Here is a 21661-nt window from a genome sequence, read left to right on the forward strand (position 1 = left end):
CGGCCGGGTCAGTCTTCGTCGTTGGAGCGCGCATCCGATGCGGGGCGGCCGCCCAGGCGGGCGAGTTCCTGCTCGAGAATGGCGAGTTTCTGCGTCAGCCGCCGCACTTGGCGCTCCTGTTTCGAGCGGTCGATGTCGAGCTTGAGCAGGCGGATCAGCACCAGCGACAGACCCACGATGATCGGCAGCACCGGCGCGTAGACGATGCCGGTCGCGTGGCCGAGCCAGATCACGACGTTGGGGAACACGCCGAGCACGAAGGTCGCCGCCGCGACCGCGAACCACCAGATCGCGAACGGACCGTGCAGGTGATCGCGACGGACCAGAAACAGGATCGCGCCGGCCAAGCCGACGCCGAGGATCGCCGAGGTGATTTGGCCGGTCAGCATGCGCGGCTCCCCGCCGAAGGATGGCGACGGCCGGCATCCAATTGAGCCACGCACAGCACCGTCGTATGCAACATGTAACGTGCCACCACCCACCAGGAGGCGAACACGCGCGAGTGGCCCTGGCGGCGCGGCAGCATCGGTGTCGGCGTCTCCTCGATCGACAGGGCGTATTTGGACAGCAGCATCAGCACGCCGACGTCCTGGTAGTCGAGCAGGCTGGCTTCCGGCCCGGCCAGGATCTCGATCGCACGGCGATCGTACAGGCGCAGACCGGAGGTGAAGTCGCCGAGCCTCAGCCCGGTCAGCAGGCGCAGATAACGCCAGGCGATGCGCTTGGCGCGGCTGAGCCGCTCGATGCAGGTGCCGATGACCACATTCGCGCCGCTGCGCGCCTGTGCGGCGAACAGGGCAGGTAGCGAATCCGGCAGGTGCTGGCCATCGGCATCCAGGGTGATCACGCCGGCGTAACCGTTGCGCCGGGCGTAGCGGATGCCGGCCTGGGTCGCCCCCCAGGCGCCGAGACCGAGCGGCAAGGTCAGCACTTCCCCTCCGGCTGTCCGTACTTCGGCCGCGGTTGCGTCCGTACTGGCATCGTCGACGACCAGCACGTCGCAGCCAAGCGTCGCCCGGACCCCGGCGACGATCACGCCGACCGTCGCCGCCTCGTTGCGCGCAGGGATCACGGCCAGGCAGTCGCGGGCGAGGAGCGATAGAGAAGGAGTGGAAGCCACGAAGGGGAGGCGAGCCGCAAGGAGGCGCGATTCTGCGGATGGGGGTGGGGTAGGTCAATGTGTCGGCATGGATTGCCCACCACTGGTTCCGGGGCGCTCCGGCGGCTCTCAAAAAAAGTTCCCGGTTCGTGTCCGGTTTACGTCCGCCCGTGCGTCAAGGAGATTCGTGGGTTCAGGCGCAGCCGCAAGGCAGCCCCTGACCGGGACGCGGGACCGCATGCAGTTGGGGACCCCCTTCTCGAATCGGGCACGGGTTAGCCTGGTCCACGCCGCGAACGTGTTGACATAGCGTTATGACTTCACTATCGTCCGCGCGGATCGGGCTTGGTTAACCAACATTCACAACCAAACGGGGATGGGGACTGCACCTCGCCCGAGACACTCTGGGAGATATCCATGAACACGAAGATGAAGGTTCTTTCGCTGGCGCTGGTCGGTGCATTCGGTTACGTCGGTGCGGCTTCGGCGGCTTGTCCGACGGATCCGGCTCAGGCGGGTGGTGGTGCGTGGTCGGCGAAGAACGTTGCGACTGACGCGACGCTCGTGATCCAGACGCCGGGCTTGGCGTCGACGGAATGCCGTCTCGACGTTTCCGTGAATTCGAACACCTCTCTGGCGAATACGCGTGCGTTCGTTACGGACGAGAGCCCGAACGATGAGCCGCGCTATCGCGCTCGTTTCTACCTCAGCACTTCTGCTCTGACCGGCCTCACGCTGGCCAACCAGCAGACCAAGATCTTCAATGCTTCCGCTGCCAATAGCCCCGGCGCCGGCATCAGCACCGCGCAGATCACTGTTTCGTTGCTGGGCAGCAGCTCCGGCCCGGCGGTGCGTCTGTTGATCTCCGATGCCAGCCAGCCGAGCAAGTTCAAGACCTTCACCACGGTCCTGCCGGCGAGCGCGTCGAAGACCTACACGGTTGAAGTGGATCTGACGCAGGGCAATACCGCCAACAACTTCAAGTACTGGGTCGCGGCTGTTGAAGACCCGGCGCCGGTCGAAGCAACCCCGACGAATCAGGGTCAGGTTGATACGACCGGTTGGAGCGGCGTTACGAGCGTGAACCTGGGCCTGTTCAGCACCACCGCAGGCTTCCGTGCGAATGTCGCCGGCCAGGCTCTTTCGCTTGACCAGTTCGATTCGCGCCGCCAGACGTTCATTGGTCGATAATTTCAATAACCTCATTTTGGAGTGATGAAGATGAAGAAACTTCTTCTAGCTGCTGCTGTAACGGGTGGTTTGGTTCTCGCACAGGCTGCATCCGCTCAGACTTGCACCGGCTTCTCGGGCGCCATCAATGGTGCAACGGGCTCGGTGACGGGTGACAGCTGCCAGGCTGGTGGTTCGGCTCTCGCCGGAGCATGCAGCAACGCGGAAACGCTGAATGGCGCTGGTGTGGCCATTTATGAAGTTACGACCGGCCAGACCAACAGCTATTCGTTCACGGTGAATTCCGCCGCGTTCGTTCCGTGGATTGGTTACGTCAAGGGTACGTGCTCGTCCAATACGGCGTGTATCGATGACGTGACGCGCTCGGGTCCGGGCGAGATCACCACGGCGGCCCATACCGATGCCGATACGCCGGCTGGCACCTACTTCCTGATCGTAGGCGGCGTGGACGTCGACACCCCCGGGTGCGGTTCGTTCACGGTTAACTGGGGCCAGAACCTGCCGGTTCAGCTGCAGAACTTCTCCATCGAGTAATTCAGTAGTCGATAGTTGACTACTGATTGAGTACATAAACCCACCCCTCTGGGGTGGGTTTTTTTTTGGATATCCTGAAATGCTCGTCTCATATCTGCTCAGCTTGGCCACCGCTTTTCAGTTTGCTGCCACGAACCCAGCATTGGTTGTTGAGAGTTGCGACTTCGGTGAGGTGATGGCCTTTTCCAAGGCGCAATGCGACATCGTATTGTCGAACCACAGCAACGAAGAAATCCGCATAACCGGCGTCAGCTCGTCGCGAGAAGATATTTCGCTGCATTCTGAGAATGTGGTGGTTCCCGCCAACGGCAAGACGTATTTGCACGTAACGATCGACGTGGGCAACTCAGTGGGTGGCGTCAGCTACCCGCTGGTATTGGAGACGAGCGAGAAGGGGCATGCTCGTCGCAGCGCCAGGGGAAACGGCTTTGTGACGACCGTGGTCGACCAGATCAGGCCGACCTTGGATCTTGGTGCGATTAACACCGATAGCTCAGTGCTCGAGGAGAAATCCATTGCATTGAGCAGCAACGAGATTCCCGACCTCCGTATGGAGAAGGTGATCGAAAGCCCCGATTGGCTTGACGCGCGAATTGAAGGCAATAAATTGCATGTCAAGCCGCGTCGCAATTTCGTTCTTGGATTGCGCGACGGCTTCGTAAAGGTCGCCATCAATTCGCCAAGGCAAACTCAGGTGTGGGTCCACGTCAAAGCAGATATTCGCGGCGAGGTTATTCCGTCGGTGAACCCGCTGGATATGGGGCTGATGCGATCAGGCAATGCCAATCAGCACTTGATTCGTTTGACGGATAAGCAGGGTCGGGAGATTAAGGTTGGTAGTTTGACGCTGGAAAACGTCCAGGGAAAGGCAGTCGACCTTCCCTGCGAATCTGGGGCAAAGGGTTGCCGAATGATCCGGCTGACAATCTCCGATAAACAGCCTGAGGGTTTCATCAAGGGAAGGTTGCTCATTGATTTGCCCGATTTGAAGCAGAAGCTGCCTGTGAGTATCGGAGGTATGCTCGTCGCCAAGGATCAAAAGATCGAAACGTTCGGGCCGAATTCCTCCTCGCCTGCGGGCAAGGGAGACGAGGTGTCGCCCTCAAACGCGGCATCGAACGTCAGCAATCTCCAGCAGTCGATCGAGAGCAGCATTCGAGGGGCGAGCAATGGCGATTCTCCGCCTCCTGCTGGGTCCGGTCCGTTGCTGAAGTGGGCGACAAAGGATGGTGCGGATGTATATGGTTTCCAGATTTTTCGAGCAAAGGAAAAATCCGGGCCTTTCTCGTTGATGAACGAGAAGTTGATTAAGGCGATCCGTCAGCCAAATGGTTCTTCGTACTATCAGTGGCGTGACGCCACTGCAGAATCAGGACGGAAGTATTGGTACTACGTCGGAATAGTACGAACTGACGGAAGTAAGCAGCAGTTGACGGGCGCGCAGGAAGTTCTTGCGAAATAAGATCGTCAGCCTGGTTAGGCCGGCGGCTCTGAATGGAGCCGCCGGTTGTCCGTCGGAATCTCGACCGGCGTTCTGCCAGTGGAGCGGCATTGCTGCCCGGCAAAGGACTGCGCTCTGCCTTCAGGGAAGGTTCTTGGGAATGCGGTAGAAGTAGGCGGCGCCTTGCTTGAGATTGTCGTTGACCTGTGCGGTATATGAGCCGACAAGTATGGTCTCGCCGTCGAGGGCGGTGTAATAACCAAAGACGTTGCCGGCGACGCCGTCGTTCGCGAGCAGTTCCTTCCTTTGCAGCCACGTATCCTTTCGGATGTTGAAGAGATACGCCGCACCACGGTAGTTGTTGGTCGCATACGCGCCGATGAGGAGCGCGCCCTCATTGGAGGCGCTCATGGCGGCACCGAATAGGCTGAGTGCAGAGCCGGGCGTCGCACTGAATTTCTGAGTCTGTTGCCATCCGCTGCCGGATGGCTGGAACTGATACACGGCACCGCCCGAGGAGCCCACAGTGAAAACGCCCTGTGCTCCCACCAAGGCTGAATTCTCATACAAGGCTACAGACGAGCCGAAGTTGTCACGCGGCGCGCCATCGGAGGCCATCAGCGTATCCGTCAACTTCCAGCCTGCTCCGGACCTTGCGTATACATAGGCGAGGCCTTGTCCGGGATTGTCGTTGATCGTGCTGGTACGGGCGCCAATCAAGGCGAGATCTTTGGAAAGCGTCAATGAGCCGCCGAAGAAATTTCCTGGATCCTGTGGCCGCGGGTTCTCCAACAACTGCTTTTCGGTCCAATTTTCGCTGGCAGCTGTTGTCGCCTTGTCGCGTCGGAAGACATAAACCGTGCGCGGAATTTGTTGACCCGCGGAATATGTTCCGCCCGCTCCAATCAATGCGTATTCCGCATTCATCGCAAGCGACGTTCCGAAGGTCAGAAAAGCCGTCCCTCTTGCGGCGACCAGCTTTTTCCTCTGCACCCAAGGCGCAGTCGAACTGGGGGAGCTTCTGGACGGCGTGAATACGTAGACCGCTCCTTGCCAAGTATTCGTTCCGATCTTCGCGAAGGGGGCGGCGATGAGCACGATGCCGTTCGACACGGCGATTGTGGAACCAAACTGATCGACCGCTTGGCCATCGCTTGCGGTCAGTTTTTGCGTTTGAACCCAAGTGCCTTGGATCTTCTTGAATACATAGACTACCCCCTGACTGGCGTTGCTTCCGACCGTCTTGTTCTTTGCGCCGATGAAAGCCCAATCACCACAGACGGCTACCGCGGAACCGAACCAATCCTGCGCACTGCCATCATCAGCGACTACTTTCTGTTCTTTCCAAGTGTTTTCGAGCTTTGACTGGGTAGGCATGTCGGTCACCGAGGGCTAGTGGCGCTTGAGGGTCAAGGAGATTGGATATTGGAATGCTGGGGCGATAACGTGCTGACGAGCTCCTGCTTGCCTATGGACAATGTCAATTTGCGGCACTCTATGCGCAAGGCGCTGGTTTGCTGATACCAGTCCCCCAGCACGATACGCTCACATGGCAACTCGCCACTTGAAAGCCGATGCATGGCCGGTCGATGCGTATGACCATGGATCACGCGTCGAACTTCATGCGTTCGTATCGCATCGAGGACAGCTCCGGTATTCACATCGGTAATTGCCTCGTCGACCGAACGAGTATAACGCCGGCTTTCGGCTCTCGCCTGCGCAGCGAACGCTTGCCGCTCGGTGACTGGTCTTTGCAGGAAAGTACTCTGCCAATCCGCTGTCCGCGATTGGATCCGAAATCCCTGATAGGCGACGTCATCCACGCAGAGGGTATCGCCATGCATCAGCAACACCCGCTCCCCCTCGATCTCGACCACGCTCGGATCGGGCAGCAAGGTCATGCGCGCACGACGCGCATAGGCGTCGCCGAGCAGGAAGTCGCGATTGCCGTGAATGTAGAAGCAGGGCACGCGATGCGCGTGCAGTTCGGCGAGTGCGTCGGCGACTTGAGCCGCGGTCTCGTCCTCGACGTCGTCGCCGATCCAGGCCTCGAACAGGTCGCCGAGAATGTACAGGGCTTTGGCGTGAATCGCTTCGCCGCGCACGAAGTCGACGAAGAGGCGCGTGATGTCGGGCCGGCTCGCGTCGAGATGCAGGTCGGAGATGAACAGTGTGGTCATGCCGGGATTCTATCCGACGGTATGACGGAGCCTCTTCGACGGAGAGCAAGGAATCGCCGGCGCTGAACACCGAACGCGTCGCACCGGGACGCATTCGGAAGGATTGCGCGCTGCATCGACGTGCTGTCGACCGCAGGCGAAGCGAGGTGCGGCAGCGGCCGCACCTCGCCCGAGTACTTACGGAACCAGGCTGACCTTCTCGATCACCACCGCCGTGGTGGGCACGTCGCTGCGGAACGGGCCCTGCGGACCGGTCGGGACAGCCTTGATCTTCTCGACCACGTCGAGGCCCGAGATGACCTTTCCGAACACGGCGTAGCCGGGGTTCGCGTCGCTGACGTAGTCCAGGCGCGGATTGTCGACGGTGTTGATGAAGAACTGCGCCGTCGCCGAGTTCGGGTCCATCGTGCGCGCCATCGACAGCGTGCCGCGCAGATTGCTGAGACCATTCTTCGATTCGATCGGAATCGGTGCCTTGGTCGGCTTCTGGCGCAGGTCCTTGGTGAAGCCGCCGCCCTGGATCATGAAATTGGCGATCACGCGGTGGAACACGGTGCCGTCGTAGAAGCCGCTCTTGACGTAGCCGAGGAAGTTCTCGACCGATTTCGGCGCCTTGTCCGGATACAGCTCGACCGTGATGTCGCCGAGATTGGTCTTGATCAGCGCCTTGTTCGAGTCCACCGCGGCTTCCGCGGCGGCCGGCTTTTCGGCCGCCTTGGCCGGCGCCTTCGCGGCGGGCTTGGTCGCCGATTTGGCGGCCGGCTTCGCCTGGGCCTTGGTGGCAGCGGGCTTGGCGGCTGGCGCAGGGGCGGTCTGCGCAAGCGTGTAGGCGGGGACGAGCAGGGCAAGCAGGAACAGCGCGCGCTTCAGCACGGAAACCTCCGGATCGGATGGACGAACAGAACAGAGGCGAATGATAGGCGCTGCGCCCCCGGCGCGTCATGCCGACGGCCGGCGGTCTTCAGGCAGCGGCTTTTTCCAGCGCCCGTACGTGCAGCTTCAGATCGAGGATCTTGAAGTAGTCGCGCTCCTGCTCGAGATCGGCGCGCGTCAGCGGGTGCTGCGCCAGCCAGGTTTCCGGCAACTCCAGGCGCAAGGTTTTGTCGTCGGCTTCCAGGTGCAGCGTCGGCAGCGCCTCGGTGGTGCGCGGCCGCTCGAGCAGCGCGGCCAGGCGCAGCAGGGCGGTCAGGCGGCGCGCCGGACGGCGCAGGCGCTCGGGCAGGGCGTCGAGCGCGTCGCGGTCGGGTTTGCGCCGGTGCGAGCGGATGATCGCCGCGAGGGCCTGCTGGCCTTGCCGGCTGAAGCCGGCGAGGTCGGAGTGGGCGACGATGTAGGCGCCATGGATGTGATGCAGGCTGTGCGCGATCGCCAACCCGATCTCGTGGATGTCGGCGGCCCAGCCGAGCAGGTCGCGATCGAGCGAGCCGAATTGCCAGGCTTCCTCGACCTGTTCGAACAGCGCGATCGCGGCGTGGTGCACGCGGGCCGCCTGGGCGCGGTCGACGCCGTAGCGCGAGGCCAGGGCGGCGATGCTGCCGGCGCGCGGATCGCCGTGCATGTCGCGGCCGACCATGTCGTACAGGATGCCTTCGCGCATCGCCGTCTCGCAGGTCGCCATCTGCTCCAGCGCGAAGGTCTCGAAGATCGCCTCCAGGATCGCCACGCCGCCGGCGAGCACCGGCGCGCGCTCCTCGGCGAGGCCGGCGAGGCGCAGGTTGTCGACGCTGCCGGCTTCGAGGATCGCGTCGCGCAGGCGCGCCAGCGCGGCCGGCGTGATGCCCTGTTCGCTCCAGCCGTTGGCCTGCACGATCGCGCCGATCGCCTTGGCGGTGCCGGACGAGCCGACCGCCTCGCCCCAGCCGCGCGCCTTGTAGTCGGCGGCGAACTGCTGCAGCTCGACCGCGATCTCGGTCTGCGCCTGGCGCCAGCGCTTGGCGGTGTACTTGCCGTCGTCGAAGAAACGCAGCGTGCTGGCGATGCAGCCCATCTGCAGGCTCTCGGTTTCGAGCGCCTCGTAGCCTTCGCCGATGATGAATTCCGTGCTGCCTCCGCCGATGTCGACGACCAGCCGGCGCTGCTTCGTCACGGCGAGGTCGTGCGCCACGCCAAGGTAGATCAGGCGCGCCTCCTCGCGGCCGCTGACGATCTCGATCGGATGGCCGAGCGCGGTCTCGGCCGGCAGCAGAAAGCTCTGCGGATGGGCCAGGCGGCGCACGGTGTTGGTCGCCACCGCGCGTACCCGCTCGGGTGGAATCGCGCGCAGTCGCTGGCCGAAGCGCGCCAGGCAGGCCAGCGCGCGTTCGCGGCGTTCCGGATCCAGGCTGCCGTCGGGACGCAGGCCGAGGGCCATGCGCACGCTGTCGCGCAGGCGATCGATCAGGCGCAGGCTGCCGTGTTCGTAGCGCGCGACGACGAGGTGGAAACTGTTCGAGCCGAGATCGACCGCGGCCAGGGTGTCACCATCGCGGATATGCTCGCTGGCAGTCTTCACCGGATGCGCTCGCGTCGGGGATCGGGATTGTCGCACGTCTTGCGGACGCCGCCGCAGCGGCGCGGCGGCCGTCGCCTGAGCGGGCCGCCGCGAGCGGGAAGGAGGCGACGCCAAAGCCGCGCCTCAGGTGTATTTCGCGAGCAGGGTCTGCTGCGCGGAATGCGCCGGCGCGTCGCCGGGCGTCATGCGCACGTAGCTGCCGTCGGATTCCAGCGTCCAGGCCTGCGTGTTGTCGGCGAGGTAGTTCGCCAACGACTCGTCGAACACGCGCTCGGCCAGCTTCGGGTCGAGGATCGGGAAGCAGGTCTCGATCCGGCGCAGGAGATTGCGCTCCATCCAGTCGGCGCTGGAGCAGTAGATCTCCGGCTGGTCGCCGTTCTGGAACCAGTACACGCGACTGTGCTCGAGGAAGCGGCCGACGATCGAGCGCACGCGGACGTTCTCGGACACGCCGACGATGCCGGGCCGCAGCGTGCAGGCGCCGCGGATGATCAGATCGATCTGCACGCCGGCCTGCGAGGCGCGGTAGAGCTGTTCGACCACGCGCTCTTCGTTCAACGCGTTCATCTTGGCGATGATGCGTGCCGGCTTGCCTTCCGCCGCGTGCGCGATCTCGCGTTCGATCTTCTCCATCAGCCCCTTGTGCAGGGTGAACGGCGAATGCAGCAGGCATTTCAGCTGGATGATCGGGCCGAGGCCGGACAGCTGCAGGAACAGCAGGTGCGCATCCTCGCCGATCGTCGGATTCGCGGTCATCAGGCCGAAGTCGGTGTAGATGCGCGAAGTGATCTGGTGGTAGTTGCCGGTCGAGAGATGGCAGTAGCGGCGCAGCGCGCCCTGTTCGCGGCGCACGATCAGCAGCATCTTCGCGTGCGTCTTGTAGCCGACCACGCCGTAGACGACCTGCACGCCGGCTTCCTGCAGGCGGTTGGCCAGGCGCAGGTTCGCTTCCTCGTCGAAGCGCGCGCGCAGTTCGACCACCACGGTGACGTCCTTGCCCTGGCGCGCCGCCTCGATCAGGTGATCGATCAGCGGCGAGGCGTTGCCGACACGGTACAGCGTCTGCTTGATCGCGAGCACGTCGGGATCGACGCTGGCCTCGCGCAGCAGTTCGACCACCGCATTGAACGATTCGAACGGGTGGTGCAGCAGGATGTCGCGTTCGCGGATCGCCTCGAACAGGCTCTGTTCCTCGATCACCGCCGACAGCACGCGCGGCGTGAACGGCGGGAATTTCAGGTCGGGGCGGTCGATCTGGTCGTACACCGCGCCGACGCGGCTGACGTTGACCGGACCCTCGCAGCGATACACCTCCGACTCGGTCAGCTCGAAGTTCTGCATCAGCATGTCGGCGATCGCCTTCGGGCAATTGTCGGCGACCTCGAGCCGCACCGGCTTGGCGAAGCCGCGGCCTTTCAGCTCGTCGCGCAGCGCCAGCGCGATGTTCTCGACTTCGTCCTCGTCGACCACCAGCTCGCTGTTGCGCGTCACGCGGAACTGGTACGAGCCCTTCACCTGCATGCCCGGGAACAGCTCGTCCATGAACTCGTGCAGCACGCTGGACAGGAACACGAAATCGTAGGCCGATTCGGCGACCTCGGCCGGCATGCGGATGATGCGCGGCAGCGAGCGCGGCGCGCGCACCAGCGCCATGTGGCCCTCGCGGCCGAATGCGTCGCGTCCTTTCAGCACGACGGCGAGGTTCAGGCTCTTGTTGAGGATGCGCGGGAACGGATGCGCCGGATCGAGGCCGAGCGGCGACAGCACGGGCAGGATCTCGTTGCGGAAGTAGCCTTGCAGCCAGCGCCGCTGCTTCGCCGTCCAGCCGTCGCGCTTGGGGAAGCGTACGCCCTCGCGCTCCAGCTCCGGCAGCAGGGTCAGGTTCCAGAAATCGTACTGCGCCTTGACCAGGGTCAGCGCGCGATCGCGGATGCGCGTCAGCACGTCGGCCGGCGACAGCGCATCGGGACCGGGGCGCTGTTCGTTCAAGCTCAACTGCTCGCGCAACACGGCCACGCGCACCTCGAAGAACTCGTCGAGGTTGGTGCACGAGATGCACAGATAGCGCAGGCGTTCCAGCAGCGGCACGCTGGCATCCTCGGCCTGCGCCAGCACGCGGAAATTGAACTCGAGCTGGGCCAGCTCGCGGTTCAGATACAGGGCGGGATCTTTCAGGTTCTGCGGCGGCACGTCACGGTTCATGGCGGCTGATTCACTCGAGGAGCGCGCGTTGCGCGTCGCGCTCGTGGGCTTGCAAGGGCATGAATCCTTCGCGCTGCGCCAAGGCCTGACCAGCGTCGGACAGCGCGTAGGCGAGGAAGGCGGCGGGCAGGTCCGCGACACGGCCGCTCGCCGTGCGATTCACGTACAGATACAGGGCGCGGGACAGAGGATATCGGCCTTGCGTGACAGCTGCGCGATCCGGCAGCACCGCCGCGTCGGCGTCGCTGCGCGCGAGCGCGAGCGGCTTGACCAGGCCGTTCACGTAGCCGAGACCGGCATAGCCGATCGCCTCGCGATTCGTCGCCACCGTCGCGACGACCGCGCCGTTGCCGGGCCAGGCTACGACGTCGGCGCGATAGTCGCCGCCGCAGAGCGCGCCTTCGCGGAACATCTCGTAGGTGCCGGAAGCATCGTTGCGGCCGCTGGCGAGCACGCGCGACGCGGCCAGCGGAGCTTCGTCGAGGCCGAGGTCGCGCCAGGCGCGCACCGGCGAGGGCGCGCCGCAACGGCGGGCGGCCGAATAGATCGCGTCGAGCTGGGGCAGGGTGATATGCGTCAGTGGATTGTCCGGATGCACGAACACGGCGATGGCGTCGTGCGCGATCACGACTTGCGTCGGCGCGTGGCCGTGACGCGCCTGGAACGCGGCGATCTCGGTCTCGTTCATCGGCCGGCTCATCGAGCCGAAGTCCGCGGCCCCTTCGATCAAGGCGGTCGGCGCGCTGGCCGAGCCGGAAGCCTGCACCTGCACCCGCACGCGCGGATGCACGGCGCGAAACGCCTCGGCCCAGCGGGCGACCAGGGCGCTGACGGTATCGGAGCCGACGCCGGTCAATGTGCCGGCCAGCGCATCGGCCGCGTCGGCTCGCGCCGCGCACACGGCGAGCAGCGCACTCATCAGCCACACGCTCGGCGAGAAATGCATCGCGCGCGGCGAAATTCTCGTCGTCTCGGCGAAAGTCGGTCGGGCGGGACGCGCGCAAACTGTTCGAAGAACGGCGGCGCAGGTGCGAGCGAAACGGGCAGTCCGGTTTTCAGCACCGGAAAGACCGCCTGCCGGCTGCCGCCGGAGTGAAGCAGCGAGCGTCATCACGGCGCCTCCGCCAGCGCCAGCGGCTCGAGCAGCCGCTCGCCACCGAAGACGCAGCTGAAGGTACTGCCGACGCCGAGTTCGCTGCGGATTTCCAGCCGCGCCTGGTGCAGTTGCAACACGTGCTTGACGATCGACAGGCCGAGGCCGGTGCCGCCGCTTTCGCGCGAGCGGCTGGTCGACACGCGATAGAAGCGTTCGGTCAGCCGCGGCAGATGCTGCGGCGAGATGCCGGGGCCGGTGTCGATCACCGACAGCCGCGCGCCGTCGTCGCTGCTTTCCCAGCGCAGCGTGATGCGGCCGCCGGGTGGCGTGTAGCGCACCGCATTGCTGACCAGATTCGAGAACGCGCTGTGCAGCTCCTTGGTCGAGCCGAGCAGGTCGTGACGACCGCGCAGTTCCGTCGTCACCGTGTGCTCGCCCTGGCTCAAGGCGGCCGCCTCGCGGCGCAGCGCTTCCAGCAGCGAGCGCAGACTGACGCGTTCCTGCGGCAGGTCGCTCTGCGCCTCGAGCCGCGACAGCGTGAGCAGGTCCTCGACGATCTGCGTCATGCGCCGCGACTGGTTGCGCAGCTCGTGCAGGATCGGTTCGTACTCGGGCATGCTTTCCGGCTCGATCATGTCCAGATAGCCGTGCACCACGGTCAGCGGCGTGCGCAGTTCGTGCGAGACGTTGGCGACGAAGTCGCGACGCACTTGCTCCAGCCGCATCAACTGGCTGACGTCGCGCGCGACCAGCAGCGACTGTGCGTCGGCGTAGCGGATCAGGCGCAGGTTCAGACGCAGGTTCTCGTCGGCCGGAGCGGCGAGGTCGAGCAGGGGTTCGGTCGGTTCGCCGCGCAGCCATTCGGCGAAGCGCGGCGCGCGCACGAGATTGGTGAGCGGGCCGCCGATGTCCTGCGGGTACTTCAGCCCGAGCAGCGTGTTCGCCGCGGTGTTGAACCACAGGATGCGGCATTCGCGATCGAGCACCACCACGGCATCCGGCAGCGCCGCGGCGGCGTTGCGGAACTCGCGCAGCAGATGCGCCAGACGGCGCTTATCCTCGAAGGCGCCGCGCTGGCGTCGGCGCAGCAGGTTCTGGATCTCGTCCCACAAGCCGTGGCCGTCGGCCGCCGGCACGTGCTGCGGACCGGTCAGAAGGCGGCACAGGCGCGCGAGCCGGAACAGGCCGTAGCCGAAGCAGGCCGCGAGCGCGATCAGCAGCGCCTGCGGAATCGCCCGCAGCCAGCCGCCGAGCGCCAGCGCGACGAGCAGCACGGCGGCGAGCCGCCACAGGCTCGAACGCCAGGCGCGGCCGAGGCGCGACGGCATCACCGGGAACTCCGCAGGCGTGCGCCGTCAGGCGGCGCGGAAGCACCGATCGGGGCGGATCGCGGTTTTGTCTTGCGCATGATCGATCCGCCGCGGCGCACCGTCACACGCTGGTCGAGAAGCGATAGCCGGCGCCGCGCACGGTTTGCACCAGGGCGTCGCGACCGAACGGTTCCAGCGTCTTGCGCAGACGGCGGATGTGCACGTCGACCGTGCGTTCCTCGACGTAGACGCCGCCGCCCCAGACGTGATCGAGCAACTGGCCGCGCGAATAGACGCGTTCGGCGTGCGTCATGAAGAAATGCAGCAGCCGGTATTCGGTCGGGCCGATGTGCACCGGCTGGTCGCCGGAGAACACGCGATGCGCGGCGCTGTCGATGCGCAGGCCGCCGAGTTCGACGACGCCTTCGGAATCCTCGCCGTGCGTGCGGCGCATGACCGCGCGGATGCGCGCCAGCAGCTCGCGCGTGGAGAACGGCTTGACCACGTAATCGTCGACGCCGGCGTCGAGGCCGCCGACGCGGTCGGTTTCCTCGCCGCGCGCGGTCAGCATGATGATCGGCACTTCGCGCGTCAGGTCGTCCTTGCGCAGGCGCCGCGCGAGGTCGATGCCGCTCATCCCGGGCAGCATCCAGTCGAGCAGGATCAGGTCGGGCACGCGCTCGCCGATGGCGGTCTGCGCGGCGCGCGCGTCGGCCGCGTGCATCGCCTCCATGCCGGCTTTGCGCAAGGCGAACGCGACCATGTCGCGGATCGCGGTTTCGTCTTCGACGATCAGGATATGTTTCTGCACATCGGCACCGCAGGACAGCGCAGACACTGCGCTTTATGACGCCATCATTGCAGCGAGATTGTGTTACACGCGAATGACAAAGAAGCCGTCATCCGCTGGACGAATGCGCGAAACCTCGCCCGCGGCCGCGCATTGCGTTGCCGAAATATTACACCTTCACGGCCGGCCGACGTGGATCTGCAGGCGTGAAGGCTCGCAGCACGACAGCGCGGGGGCGGCGGAATTGGGTGAATCGGTGCTCGGCGAGCGTCGCTTGCGCAGTTCCAGCACGGTCGGTGTCAATTGGGTGATGCGCGCATCGATCCGGCTGCGCTGGTAGTAGGTCAGATCGGACTGCTTGGACAGCGCCTTGAGCTGGTTCAAGGCGTCTTCGGCGTGCCCGGTCAGGTAGGCGGCTTCGGCGAAGGCTTCGGCGGCGCGCACCTTGTCGCCGGCGAGCTGGTTGGCGCGGCCGAAACTCTTCTGCAGGTCCGGGTCGTCGCTGTATCGCGCGACCATCGGGCGCAACAGCTCGAGCGCGCGCTTGGCGCCCTTCTCGTCGCTCTGGCCGAGCAGGGCGTCGGCATAGGACAGCGTCACGGCGCGGTTGCCGAGGAAGTCGGCGTGGAGATCCTCGTAGGTCTTCAGTGCGTCCGGCTTGTCGCCGGCCAGATCCAGCGCGCCGGCGAGCGCGAGGCCGAGCGGTGCGGAGGACGGATGGCGCGCCACCAGATTGCGCAGTTCCGTCACCGCGCTTTTCGCGTCGCCGCTGCGCATCAGCGCGAGCGCGTAGCCGTAGCGGTTCGCCGTCGTGTCGAACGCCGGATTGTCGCGCAGATTGTTCGCGTAGTAGGCGCGCATCGAGGTCAGCGATTTCGCGCTCAGCACGCGTGCCCGCTCGCGCATCAGTTCGAAGTAGCCCTGCACGGCGGGGCCGCGCGCGACGCAGGCGGTCACCGAGATCTGCGGCAGCGCCTTCGGATCGTCGGAGCTCTTCTCGATCGTGGTCTTCGCCGCTTCGCTGGCCGCGATCGCGCTGGCCTCGTCGATCGTGTCGGACGGCGCGGCGTCGTTCCGCTGCTGCGCCGGCAGGGCGAGATTCAACGAGCCGTCGGAGGGCAGCGAGGATTTCGCCGGACGCACGCGCGGTTCGCTCGGGCAGCCCAGTTGGGCGGCGCGCTCCTTCGCTTCGGCGATGCGCTTGGTGTCGAGCGGGTGGTCGAGCAGGAATTCCGGAATGTCCACGCCGTTGACGCGCATCACCCGTTGCAGCGCTTGGAACGCGCTGGCCATCGCGTTCGGATCGAAACCGGAGCGCGCCAGGATCTGGATGCCGAAACGGTCGGCCTCGGCTTCCTCGCTGCGCGTGAAATTGATCTGCCGCTGCTGCATCAGCGAGGTGCCGGCCGCCATTGCCGCCGGCGCCGCGTCGTCGCCGCGGCCCGAGGCGGCGATCATCACGCCGAGCATCGCCAGCATGATCGGAATCGAGACCTTCTTCTGGTCCTCGAACGCACGCAGCAGATGCTGTTGCTCGACGTGCGAGATTTCGTGCGCGAGCACGCCGGCGAGTTCGTCCTCGCGCTGCATCGCGGTGATCAGTCCCGCGTTCGCCGCGACGAAGCCGCCCGGCATCGCGAACGCGTTGATCTGATCGTCGTTCATGATGAAGAACGTGAAGCGCAACTCCGGGTGATCGCTGTTGGCGACCAGCCGATAACCGAGCCCGGTCAGGTAATCGTTCAGCAGGGCGTCGTCGAGAACCATGCTGTAGGCGCGCATCTCCTGCAGCGCGCCGGCGCCGTAGTCGTACATGTCCTGCGGCGACACCAGGCCCGCAGCGGAACTGCCGATGTCCGGCAGGCGGACGTCGGGCTCGCGCGCGCCGGCGAGCGTCGCGACGCAAGCGGCGGCCAGCAGGGGGAGGGCGCGGGAGAAACGCATGAAGGCACCGGAAAGAACGGTTGCTGGGACCAGATTAGCGCGCGCAGGTTCCCGCGGCTACCGAAGTCGCGGCGCCGCTCGGCGCCGGTTCATGCACAGGTGGGGTATCGGAAACACTCTTGCAACAGTGCGACGAACGCCCCAATCTCCGGTCTCGTTCGAAACTCTTCGGAAATCGCGATGAAACGCGTCGAGATCTACACGACCGCTGCTTGTCCGTATTGCGTCGCCGCCAAGAATTTCCTGCAGCGCCGAGGCTTCGAGTACCAGGAAATCCGCGTCGATCTCGACGCCGCGCGGCGCGAGGAAATGCTCGAGCGCAGCCACGGTCGTCGCAGCGTGCCGCAGATCTTCATCGGCCAGATGCACGTCGGCGGTTACGACGATCTGGTCGCCGCCGATCGCGCCGGACGCCTGCCCGAATCGCCGGAGGCTGCCTCGTGAGCGACCGCATCGCCGAATTCAGCGCGTTCCGCCAGCGCATGAACGAGCGCATCCTGGCGCAGGACAACCAAGTGGTGCGGCGTTTCTTCGCGCTCGACACGCAGACCTACAAGGCCGGTGCGCTCGACGTGAAGACGAAGGAGATGCTCGGATTGGTCGCCTCGCTGGTCCTGCGTTGCGACGACTGCATCAGCTACCACGTCGCCCAGTGCGCGCACGCGGGCGTCAGCGAGGACGAGTTCTTCGAGGTGTTCAGCGTCGGCCTGGTGGTCGGCGGCTCGATCGTGATTCCGCACCTGCGCCGCGCAGTCGATTTCCTCGACCAGACGCTCGCCGCGCCCGACGAGGCCGCACCCTGAGGACTAGCGCGGAACGCGCATCAGAGTGACGCGCGCGCCGCCGCTCGTGCGGCCGGCAAGGTGGTCGAGACCGACCTGGTCGAAATCCGCGAGCACCGCCGCAGCGGCGGACAGGGTGCACAGGTCCGGATGGTCGGTGCCGTTTTCGAGGCGGCAGTCGAGGCGGGCGTCGCCGGTGGCGTCGGTGAGATGGAAGTTCTCGGAATCCTGGCTGCCGGCGGCGGCGAATTCGAAGCTGCGCGGAGCGCCGCCGTCGTCCGGTACCAGCACCCATTGGCCGGTCCAGTTCGCGCTGACCGGGCCATTCGCGAAGCGCGAGCGCGACAGCGTCAGCGCGCGCACTTCGACGTCGCGTCCGCCGTCGTTGCGCACCAGGTAGGCGCGCGCACGGCTCGGCGAGAGGAATTCGAGTTCGATGCGCGGTCCGGGCTGCGCGCTCGGCTGGTTGCCGAGCGGGGCGAACGGCGGATCGCCGTTGGCGAGCTGCAGCAGCGGCACGCGCGCGACGCGGCCTTTCGGTTGCGCAGTGCCGAAGTACCAGGTCGCCGCGCCGGTCTCACCGAACCCGAGCAGGCTGACGGCGAGACGTCCGTCCTGCAGTTCGATGCTGGCGCCGTTGCCGGCGGAAGCGGCACCGGTGTCGGTGCTGGCTTCGGACCACCACAGGCCGCTTTCCGGCGTCGGCGCCGCATTCGCCGTGTTCGCGTCGAGCAAGGCGAAGGCGAGCAGGCTGGTGGTGCCGTGGTCGGTCGAATACACGCGGATGCGGTAGACCTGTCCCGGCGGCAGCGGCGCGATCGCGTTCGCTGCGGCGTCGACGCGCAGATAGAACGGCACCCATGCCTTCGCGCAGTTGTTCTGCGGCGATTTTTTCAGCGCAATGCTGAGGTCGTTGCCGTCGAGAACGGCGCGATCGAGTTGCGGCGCGCAGCCGGCGAGCGCGCGGCCGACCACGGCGATCCGCGGCGGCTGCGGGGTCGTCGACGCCTTGCTCGATTCGAGCTGCACGCGCAAATCCTTCGCAATGAGCTCGGCAGCGCCCACGGGAAACGCACAGGCGAACGCGAAGAGCGCGGTGACCAGGCCGGCTCGGGCGGACCGTTTTCTTGTGCGGATCGGCAGCATTTGTGGATAATGCGCGCCCTCGCCGGCGCCGGCAAGTCGGGATTGCCGAAAATCCTTGTGGCGCAAGGCTTTCGGCACGATTGTTGTCATCCGATCGTCATCCCGACAGCGACTCCGATGCCTATCTTTCACCCATGCGGACGGGCACGCGCGATCGGTCCGCGCGCGCCGATCGGCGCGACGCCCGCCGCTTTCCAGGAGATGTTTCGATGAGCACGACCATTGCAGTGATTCCCGGCGACGGCATCGGTCCGGAGATCATGGATGCGACGCTGCGCGTCCTCGACGTATTGCAGCTCGGCTTTTCCTACGATTTCGTCGACGCCGGCCTCGCCGCGCAGCAGAAGTCCGGCGAGCTGCTGCCGCAGGCGACGCTGGATGCGATCGCCAAGCACCGCGTCGCGCTGAAGAGCCCGCTGACCACGCCGGTCGGCGAGGGCTTCAGCTCGATCAACGTGCAGTTGCGGCGCCAGTTCGATCTCTACGCGAACGTGCGCCCGGCGATCTCGTTCCCGAATACGCGCTCGCGCTTCCCGGAGAACGTCGACCTGATCACCGTGCGCGAGAACACCGAAGGCGCGTACGCCGGCGAAGGCCAGCAGGTGTCCGAGGACGGCGCCACCGCGACCCTGGTGCAGAAGATCACGCGCAAGGGCTCGGAGCGCATCGTGCGCTACGCCTTCGACCTCGCCCGCCGCGAAGGACGCAAGAAGGTCACCGTGGTGCACAAGGCGAACATCCTGAAGTCGACCTCCGGCCTGTTCCTGAAGGTGGCGCGCGAAGTGGCCGCGCAGTACCCGGAAATCCAGTGCAACGAAATGATCGTCGACAACACCTGCATGCAGCTGGTGATGAAGCCGGAGCAGTTCGACGTGATCGTCACGACGAACCTGTTCGGCGACATCATCTCCGATCTGTGCGCCGGCTTGGTCGGCGGTCTCGGCCTGGCGCCGGGCGCGAACATCGGCGCGGACGCGGCGATCTTCGAAGCCGTGCACGGCTCGGCGCCGGACATCGCCGGCAAGGGCATCGCCAATCCCTGCGCGCTGCTGCTCGGTGCGGCGCAGATGCTCGACCATCTCGGCCGCGGAGCCGAGGCGACGCGCCTGCGCGCGGCGATCCGCGAGACGCTGGCCGCGCGCGACCGCGTCACGCCGGATCTCGGCGGCACCGGTACCACGCAGACCTTCGCCGACGCGCTGATCTCGCGCCTCGGCAGCTGAGGCGCGGCCTCAGCGCGCGGCGGCGAGATGATCGAGCACGCGCAAGCGCCCGCGTCCGGGGTGATAGCCGGACACGAGCGCCGCGTGCACGAAGCCGATGGCTCCCTCGACCGCGGCGTCGAGCGGCTCGCCCCGGGCTAGTCCCGCGGCGATCGCGGACGCCAGGCTGCAACCCGTGCCGTGGCTTTCCCCGCGGATGCGGCGTTGGCGGAACCAATGTTCGGCGTCGTGCGTGAGCAACAGGTCGGCGACCTCGCTGCCGCGCAGGTGGCCGCCCTTGAGCAGCACGGCACGAACGCCTTGGTCGAGCAGTTCGGCTGCGGCGGCGTGCATGTCGGTCTGGTTGCGGATCTTGCGGTCGAGCAGCGTCTCGGCCTCGGGGATATTCGGCGTCAGCAGGTCGGCCCGGGCGAACAGATGCCGGCGCAGGGCGGCGACCAGGCCATCGCGTGCCAAGGCGGCGCCGGTGGTCGCGATCAGCACCGGATCGAGCACGAACGGCACGCGCGGATGGTCGTCGAGGACGCGCGCGATTTCACGCGCCAGTGCGGCGCTCGCCAGCATGCCGGTCTTGACCGCGCCGACGCGGAAGTCGGCGAACACCGCGTCGAGCTGCGCACGCAGGGTCGCGCGCGGAACCTCGTGCACGGCGGTGACGCCGAGCGTGTTCTGGGCGGTGACCGCCGTGATCGCGCTGAGCCCATGCACGCCGAACGCGGAGAACGTGCGCAGATCGGCCTGGATGCCGGCTCCTCCGCCGGAGTCGGAACCGGCGATGGTCAACGCAATCGGAGGACGTCCGGATCGGGCGCGGACGGAGGTGTCGTTTTTTCGCAACGGAAAAGACTCGGTACGGGGAGAAGAGAAGTGCCTGATTTGCGGGAGCCTGCTCGTTGCCGAGCGAGCTCGTCCGAGCGGGATGCTTGACAACTGTTGCTTTTTCGCCAAAATCCCCGCCGAATTACAACACATCCTATTCACCACTGCAGTGACGGGGCGATGCAGCGGGCAAGAGCAACCGTGGGGAAATGGATGGGAGCGCTGGGCACAGGGCTGGCGCTCCCATTTTTTTCTGTTCTGGCACAAGCCGGCGTCGCCGACGGCGGGAGGGCTGCTGCCTACGCGTCCTCCGCCGTCGAAACCGTCAGTGAATCCGTACCGGCGCGTTGGCGCGCCTACGCCCTGAAGAGCATCACGCCGCAGTTCTCCTGGGCGCTGGCGCCGCAGGCGTTCGAGCCGCCGCGCGTGCTCGACAACTACAGCGGCGAGGTCGAACGCGCACCGTTGTTCGGTTCGCAGGCGCGTTCGGGCGCGGAACTGTCGATCTCGGTCGCGAACGGCGCCGTCTCCGACACGCCGAGCGTGCTGCCGGGGCAGACCACGCATCTGGTCGACGTGCCGCAGGCAGGCCTGCAGCGCACGATCGTCGCGCCCACGTTGGCGCTGCGCTGGGGCGAGACCGGCACGGTGCGCCTGACCGGCGTGCTCGCCTATCAGCGCTTCGCCACGGTCGGTCTCGGTCTCGCGCAGGCCGACGGCTGGGCGCCGCCGCCGTCCTGGTTCGGCGACAGTTCCTACGGCGCCGGCGGGCGCATGGAAGTCGGCAATTTCATCGGCGATCGCCTGAGCTGGAACGTCGGCTACCAGTCGCGGCTCGACATGGGCCGGTTCGATCGCTACCGCGGCGTGTTCTCCGACGCGGCCGATTTCGACGTTCCCGCGAGCGCGACGGCGACGCTCGCCTATGCGATCACGCCGAGTTTCAGCGCCGACGTCGGCGTGCAGCGCGTCGACTACAGCTCGATCAAGCCGTTCGCGAGCTCGAACCTGCCGCGGCGCTTCCTGGCCCTGTTGGGCGACAGCGCGAGCCCGGTGTTCGCCTGGAAGGATCTCAACGTCTACAGCCTGGGCTGGACCCTGCGCGACGAGACCTTGGGCAACTTCCAGCTGCGCTACACGACGCGCCAGCAGCCAGTGCCGACTTCGAAGATGCTCGAGAGCGCGCTCGCTTCGGCGGTCGCGAACGACATGATTTCGCTCGGCTGGTCGCGCGCCTTCGGCGGCAACGCGAAACTCAGCCTGATGACGAGCTACGCGAGCTCGCCGTACTTCCTGTTGATGCCGACCTACGTCACGCGCCACGACGCCACCGCGAGCCGGTTCGAATTCGAGGCGCTCTGGTCCGTGCGGTTCTGAGAAGAGCCGCGATGGGATTGGTGATTCGAAGGCTCC

Annotated in this window: 20 protein-coding genes; 7 read left to right on the forward strand and 13 right to left on the reverse strand. The window is 65.8% G+C overall.

Annotated elements, in window-relative coordinates; genetic code table 11:
* Positions 1-8 precede the first annotated feature (8 nt).
* Together J7520_RS05440 and J7520_RS05445 are read right to left on the reverse strand one after the other, a co-directional pair.
* Entirely contained in the window at positions 9-389 is a 381-nt protein-coding gene (locus J7520_RS05440) for a DUF2304 domain-containing protein (protein ID WP_291185093.1), read from the reverse strand.
* Entirely contained in the window at positions 383-1120 is a 738-nt protein-coding gene (locus J7520_RS05445) for a glycosyltransferase family 2 protein (protein ID WP_291185096.1), read from the reverse strand. The genes J7520_RS05440 and J7520_RS05445 overlap by 7 nt, the downstream gene beginning before the upstream one ends.
* Before the next feature lie 396 nt (positions 1121-1516).
* On the opposite strand from J7520_RS05445, the gene J7520_RS05450 reads away from it, so the two are divergent.
* The 3 genes from J7520_RS05450 (at position 1517) to J7520_RS05460 (ending at position 4286) form a co-directional block, all read left to right on the forward strand.
* Positions 1517-2290: a hypothetical protein gene (locus J7520_RS05450; protein ID WP_291185099.1), complete on the forward strand. Its 774-nt coding sequence runs from the start codon at positions 1517-1519 to the stop codon at positions 2288-2290.
* Between the two features lie 30 nt (positions 2291-2320).
* The gene (locus tag J7520_RS05455; RefSeq protein ID WP_291185104.1) at positions 2321-2824 is read left to right on the forward strand and encodes a hypothetical protein; all 504 of its coding nucleotides are present in this window, start codon (positions 2321-2323) and stop codon (positions 2822-2824) included.
* Positions 2825-2903: 79 nt separating this feature from the next.
* The gene (locus J7520_RS05460) at positions 2904-4286 is read left to right on the forward strand and encodes a hypothetical protein (protein WP_291185107.1); all 1383 of its coding nucleotides are present in this window, start codon (positions 2904-2906) and stop codon (positions 4284-4286) included.
* Between the two features lie 120 nt (positions 4287-4406).
* Here J7520_RS05460 and J7520_RS05465 read toward each other — a convergent pair whose 3' ends face one another.
* The 9 genes from J7520_RS05465 to J7520_RS05505 all read right to left on the reverse strand — a co-directional run bounded on the left by J7520_RS05465 (position 4407) and on the right by J7520_RS05505 (position 16278).
* A complete protein-coding gene (locus J7520_RS05465; protein WP_291186505.1) occupies positions 4407-5642 on the reverse strand; it encodes a hypothetical protein in 1236 nt (411 codons plus the stop codon).
* 32 nt (positions 5643-5674) lie between these two features.
* Positions 5675-6445 (reverse strand): UDP-2,3-diacylglucosamine diphosphatase, encoded by a 771-nt coding sequence (locus J7520_RS05470; RefSeq protein ID WP_291185109.1) that lies wholly within the window; start codon positions 6443-6445, stop codon positions 5675-5677.
* A 177-nt stretch (positions 6446-6622) separates the two neighbouring features.
* Positions 6623-7126 (reverse strand): peptidylprolyl isomerase, encoded by a 504-nt coding sequence (locus J7520_RS05475; protein ID WP_345776903.1) that lies wholly within the window; start codon positions 7124-7126, stop codon positions 6623-6625.
* A gap of 280 nt (positions 7127-7406) precedes the next feature.
* Positions 7407-8936, reverse strand: a complete 1530-nt coding sequence (ppx, locus tag J7520_RS05480) for an exopolyphosphatase (protein WP_291185111.1) — start codon at positions 8934-8936, stop codon at positions 7407-7409.
* 123 nt (positions 8937-9059) lie between these two features.
* The gene (ppk1, locus tag J7520_RS05485) at positions 9060-11138 is read right to left on the reverse strand and encodes a polyphosphate kinase 1 (protein ID WP_291185114.1); all 2079 of its coding nucleotides are present in this window, start codon (positions 11136-11138) and stop codon (positions 9060-9062) included.
* A gap of 10 nt (positions 11139-11148) precedes the next feature.
* Positions 11149-12057 (reverse strand): PstS family phosphate ABC transporter substrate-binding protein, encoded by a 909-nt coding sequence (locus J7520_RS05490; protein WP_291185117.1) that lies wholly within the window; start codon positions 12055-12057, stop codon positions 11149-11151.
* Between the two features lie 191 nt (positions 12058-12248).
* Positions 12249-13562: a phosphate regulon sensor histidine kinase PhoR gene (gene phoR, locus J7520_RS05495; RefSeq protein ID WP_291185120.1), complete on the reverse strand. Its 1314-nt coding sequence runs from the start codon at positions 13560-13562 to the stop codon at positions 12249-12251.
* A gap of 103 nt (positions 13563-13665) precedes the next feature.
* A complete protein-coding gene (gene phoB / locus J7520_RS05500) occupies positions 13666-14355 on the reverse strand; it encodes a phosphate regulon transcriptional regulator PhoB (protein ID WP_291185122.1) in 690 nt (229 codons plus the stop codon).
* Positions 14356-14511: 156 nt separating this feature from the next.
* Positions 14512-16278 (reverse strand): M48 family metalloprotease, encoded by a 1767-nt coding sequence (locus J7520_RS05505; RefSeq protein WP_291185125.1) that lies wholly within the window; start codon positions 16276-16278, stop codon positions 14512-14514.
* Between the two features lie 180 nt (positions 16279-16458).
* Here J7520_RS05505 and grxC point away from each other — a divergent pair, with 180 nt between their 5' ends.
* Positions 16459-16722, forward strand: coding sequence for a glutaredoxin 3 (grxC, locus tag J7520_RS05510; RefSeq protein WP_291185128.1), 264 nt, complete (start codon positions 16459-16461; stop codon positions 16720-16722).
* A gap of 38 nt (positions 16723-16760) precedes the next feature.
* On the forward strand, positions 16761-17081 hold the full coding sequence (locus J7520_RS05515; protein WP_291186511.1) for a carboxymuconolactone decarboxylase family protein: 321 nt from the start codon (positions 16761-16763) through the stop codon (positions 17079-17081).
* Positions 17082-17084: 3 nt separating this feature from the next.
* Here J7520_RS05515 and J7520_RS05520 read toward each other — a convergent pair whose 3' ends face one another.
* Positions 17085-18089, reverse strand: a complete 1005-nt coding sequence (locus J7520_RS05520; protein ID WP_291185131.1) for a hypothetical protein — start codon at positions 18087-18089, stop codon at positions 17085-17087.
* A 326-nt stretch (positions 18090-18415) separates the two neighbouring features.
* On the opposite strand from J7520_RS05520, the gene J7520_RS05525 reads away from it, so the two are divergent.
* A complete protein-coding gene (locus J7520_RS05525) occupies positions 18416-19429 on the forward strand; it encodes an isocitrate dehydrogenase (protein ID WP_291185134.1) in 1014 nt (337 codons plus the stop codon).
* A gap of 9 nt (positions 19430-19438) precedes the next feature.
* Here the strand turns inward: J7520_RS05525 and thiD are convergent, their stop codons facing one another.
* A complete protein-coding gene (thiD, locus tag J7520_RS05530) occupies positions 19439-20218 on the reverse strand; it encodes a bifunctional hydroxymethylpyrimidine kinase/phosphomethylpyrimidine kinase (RefSeq protein ID WP_291186513.1) in 780 nt (259 codons plus the stop codon).
* Positions 20219-20461: 243 nt separating this feature from the next.
* On the opposite strand from thiD, the gene J7520_RS05535 reads away from it, so the two are divergent.
* Entirely contained in the window at positions 20462-21625 is a 1164-nt protein-coding gene (locus J7520_RS05535) for a hypothetical protein (protein ID WP_291185137.1), read from the forward strand.
* The last annotated feature ends 36 nt before the right edge of the window (positions 21626-21661 follow it).

This window comes from Dokdonella sp. (assembly GCF_017744955.1).
Taxonomy (GTDB): domain Bacteria; phylum Pseudomonadota; class Gammaproteobacteria; order Xanthomonadales; family Rhodanobacteraceae; genus Dokdonella_A.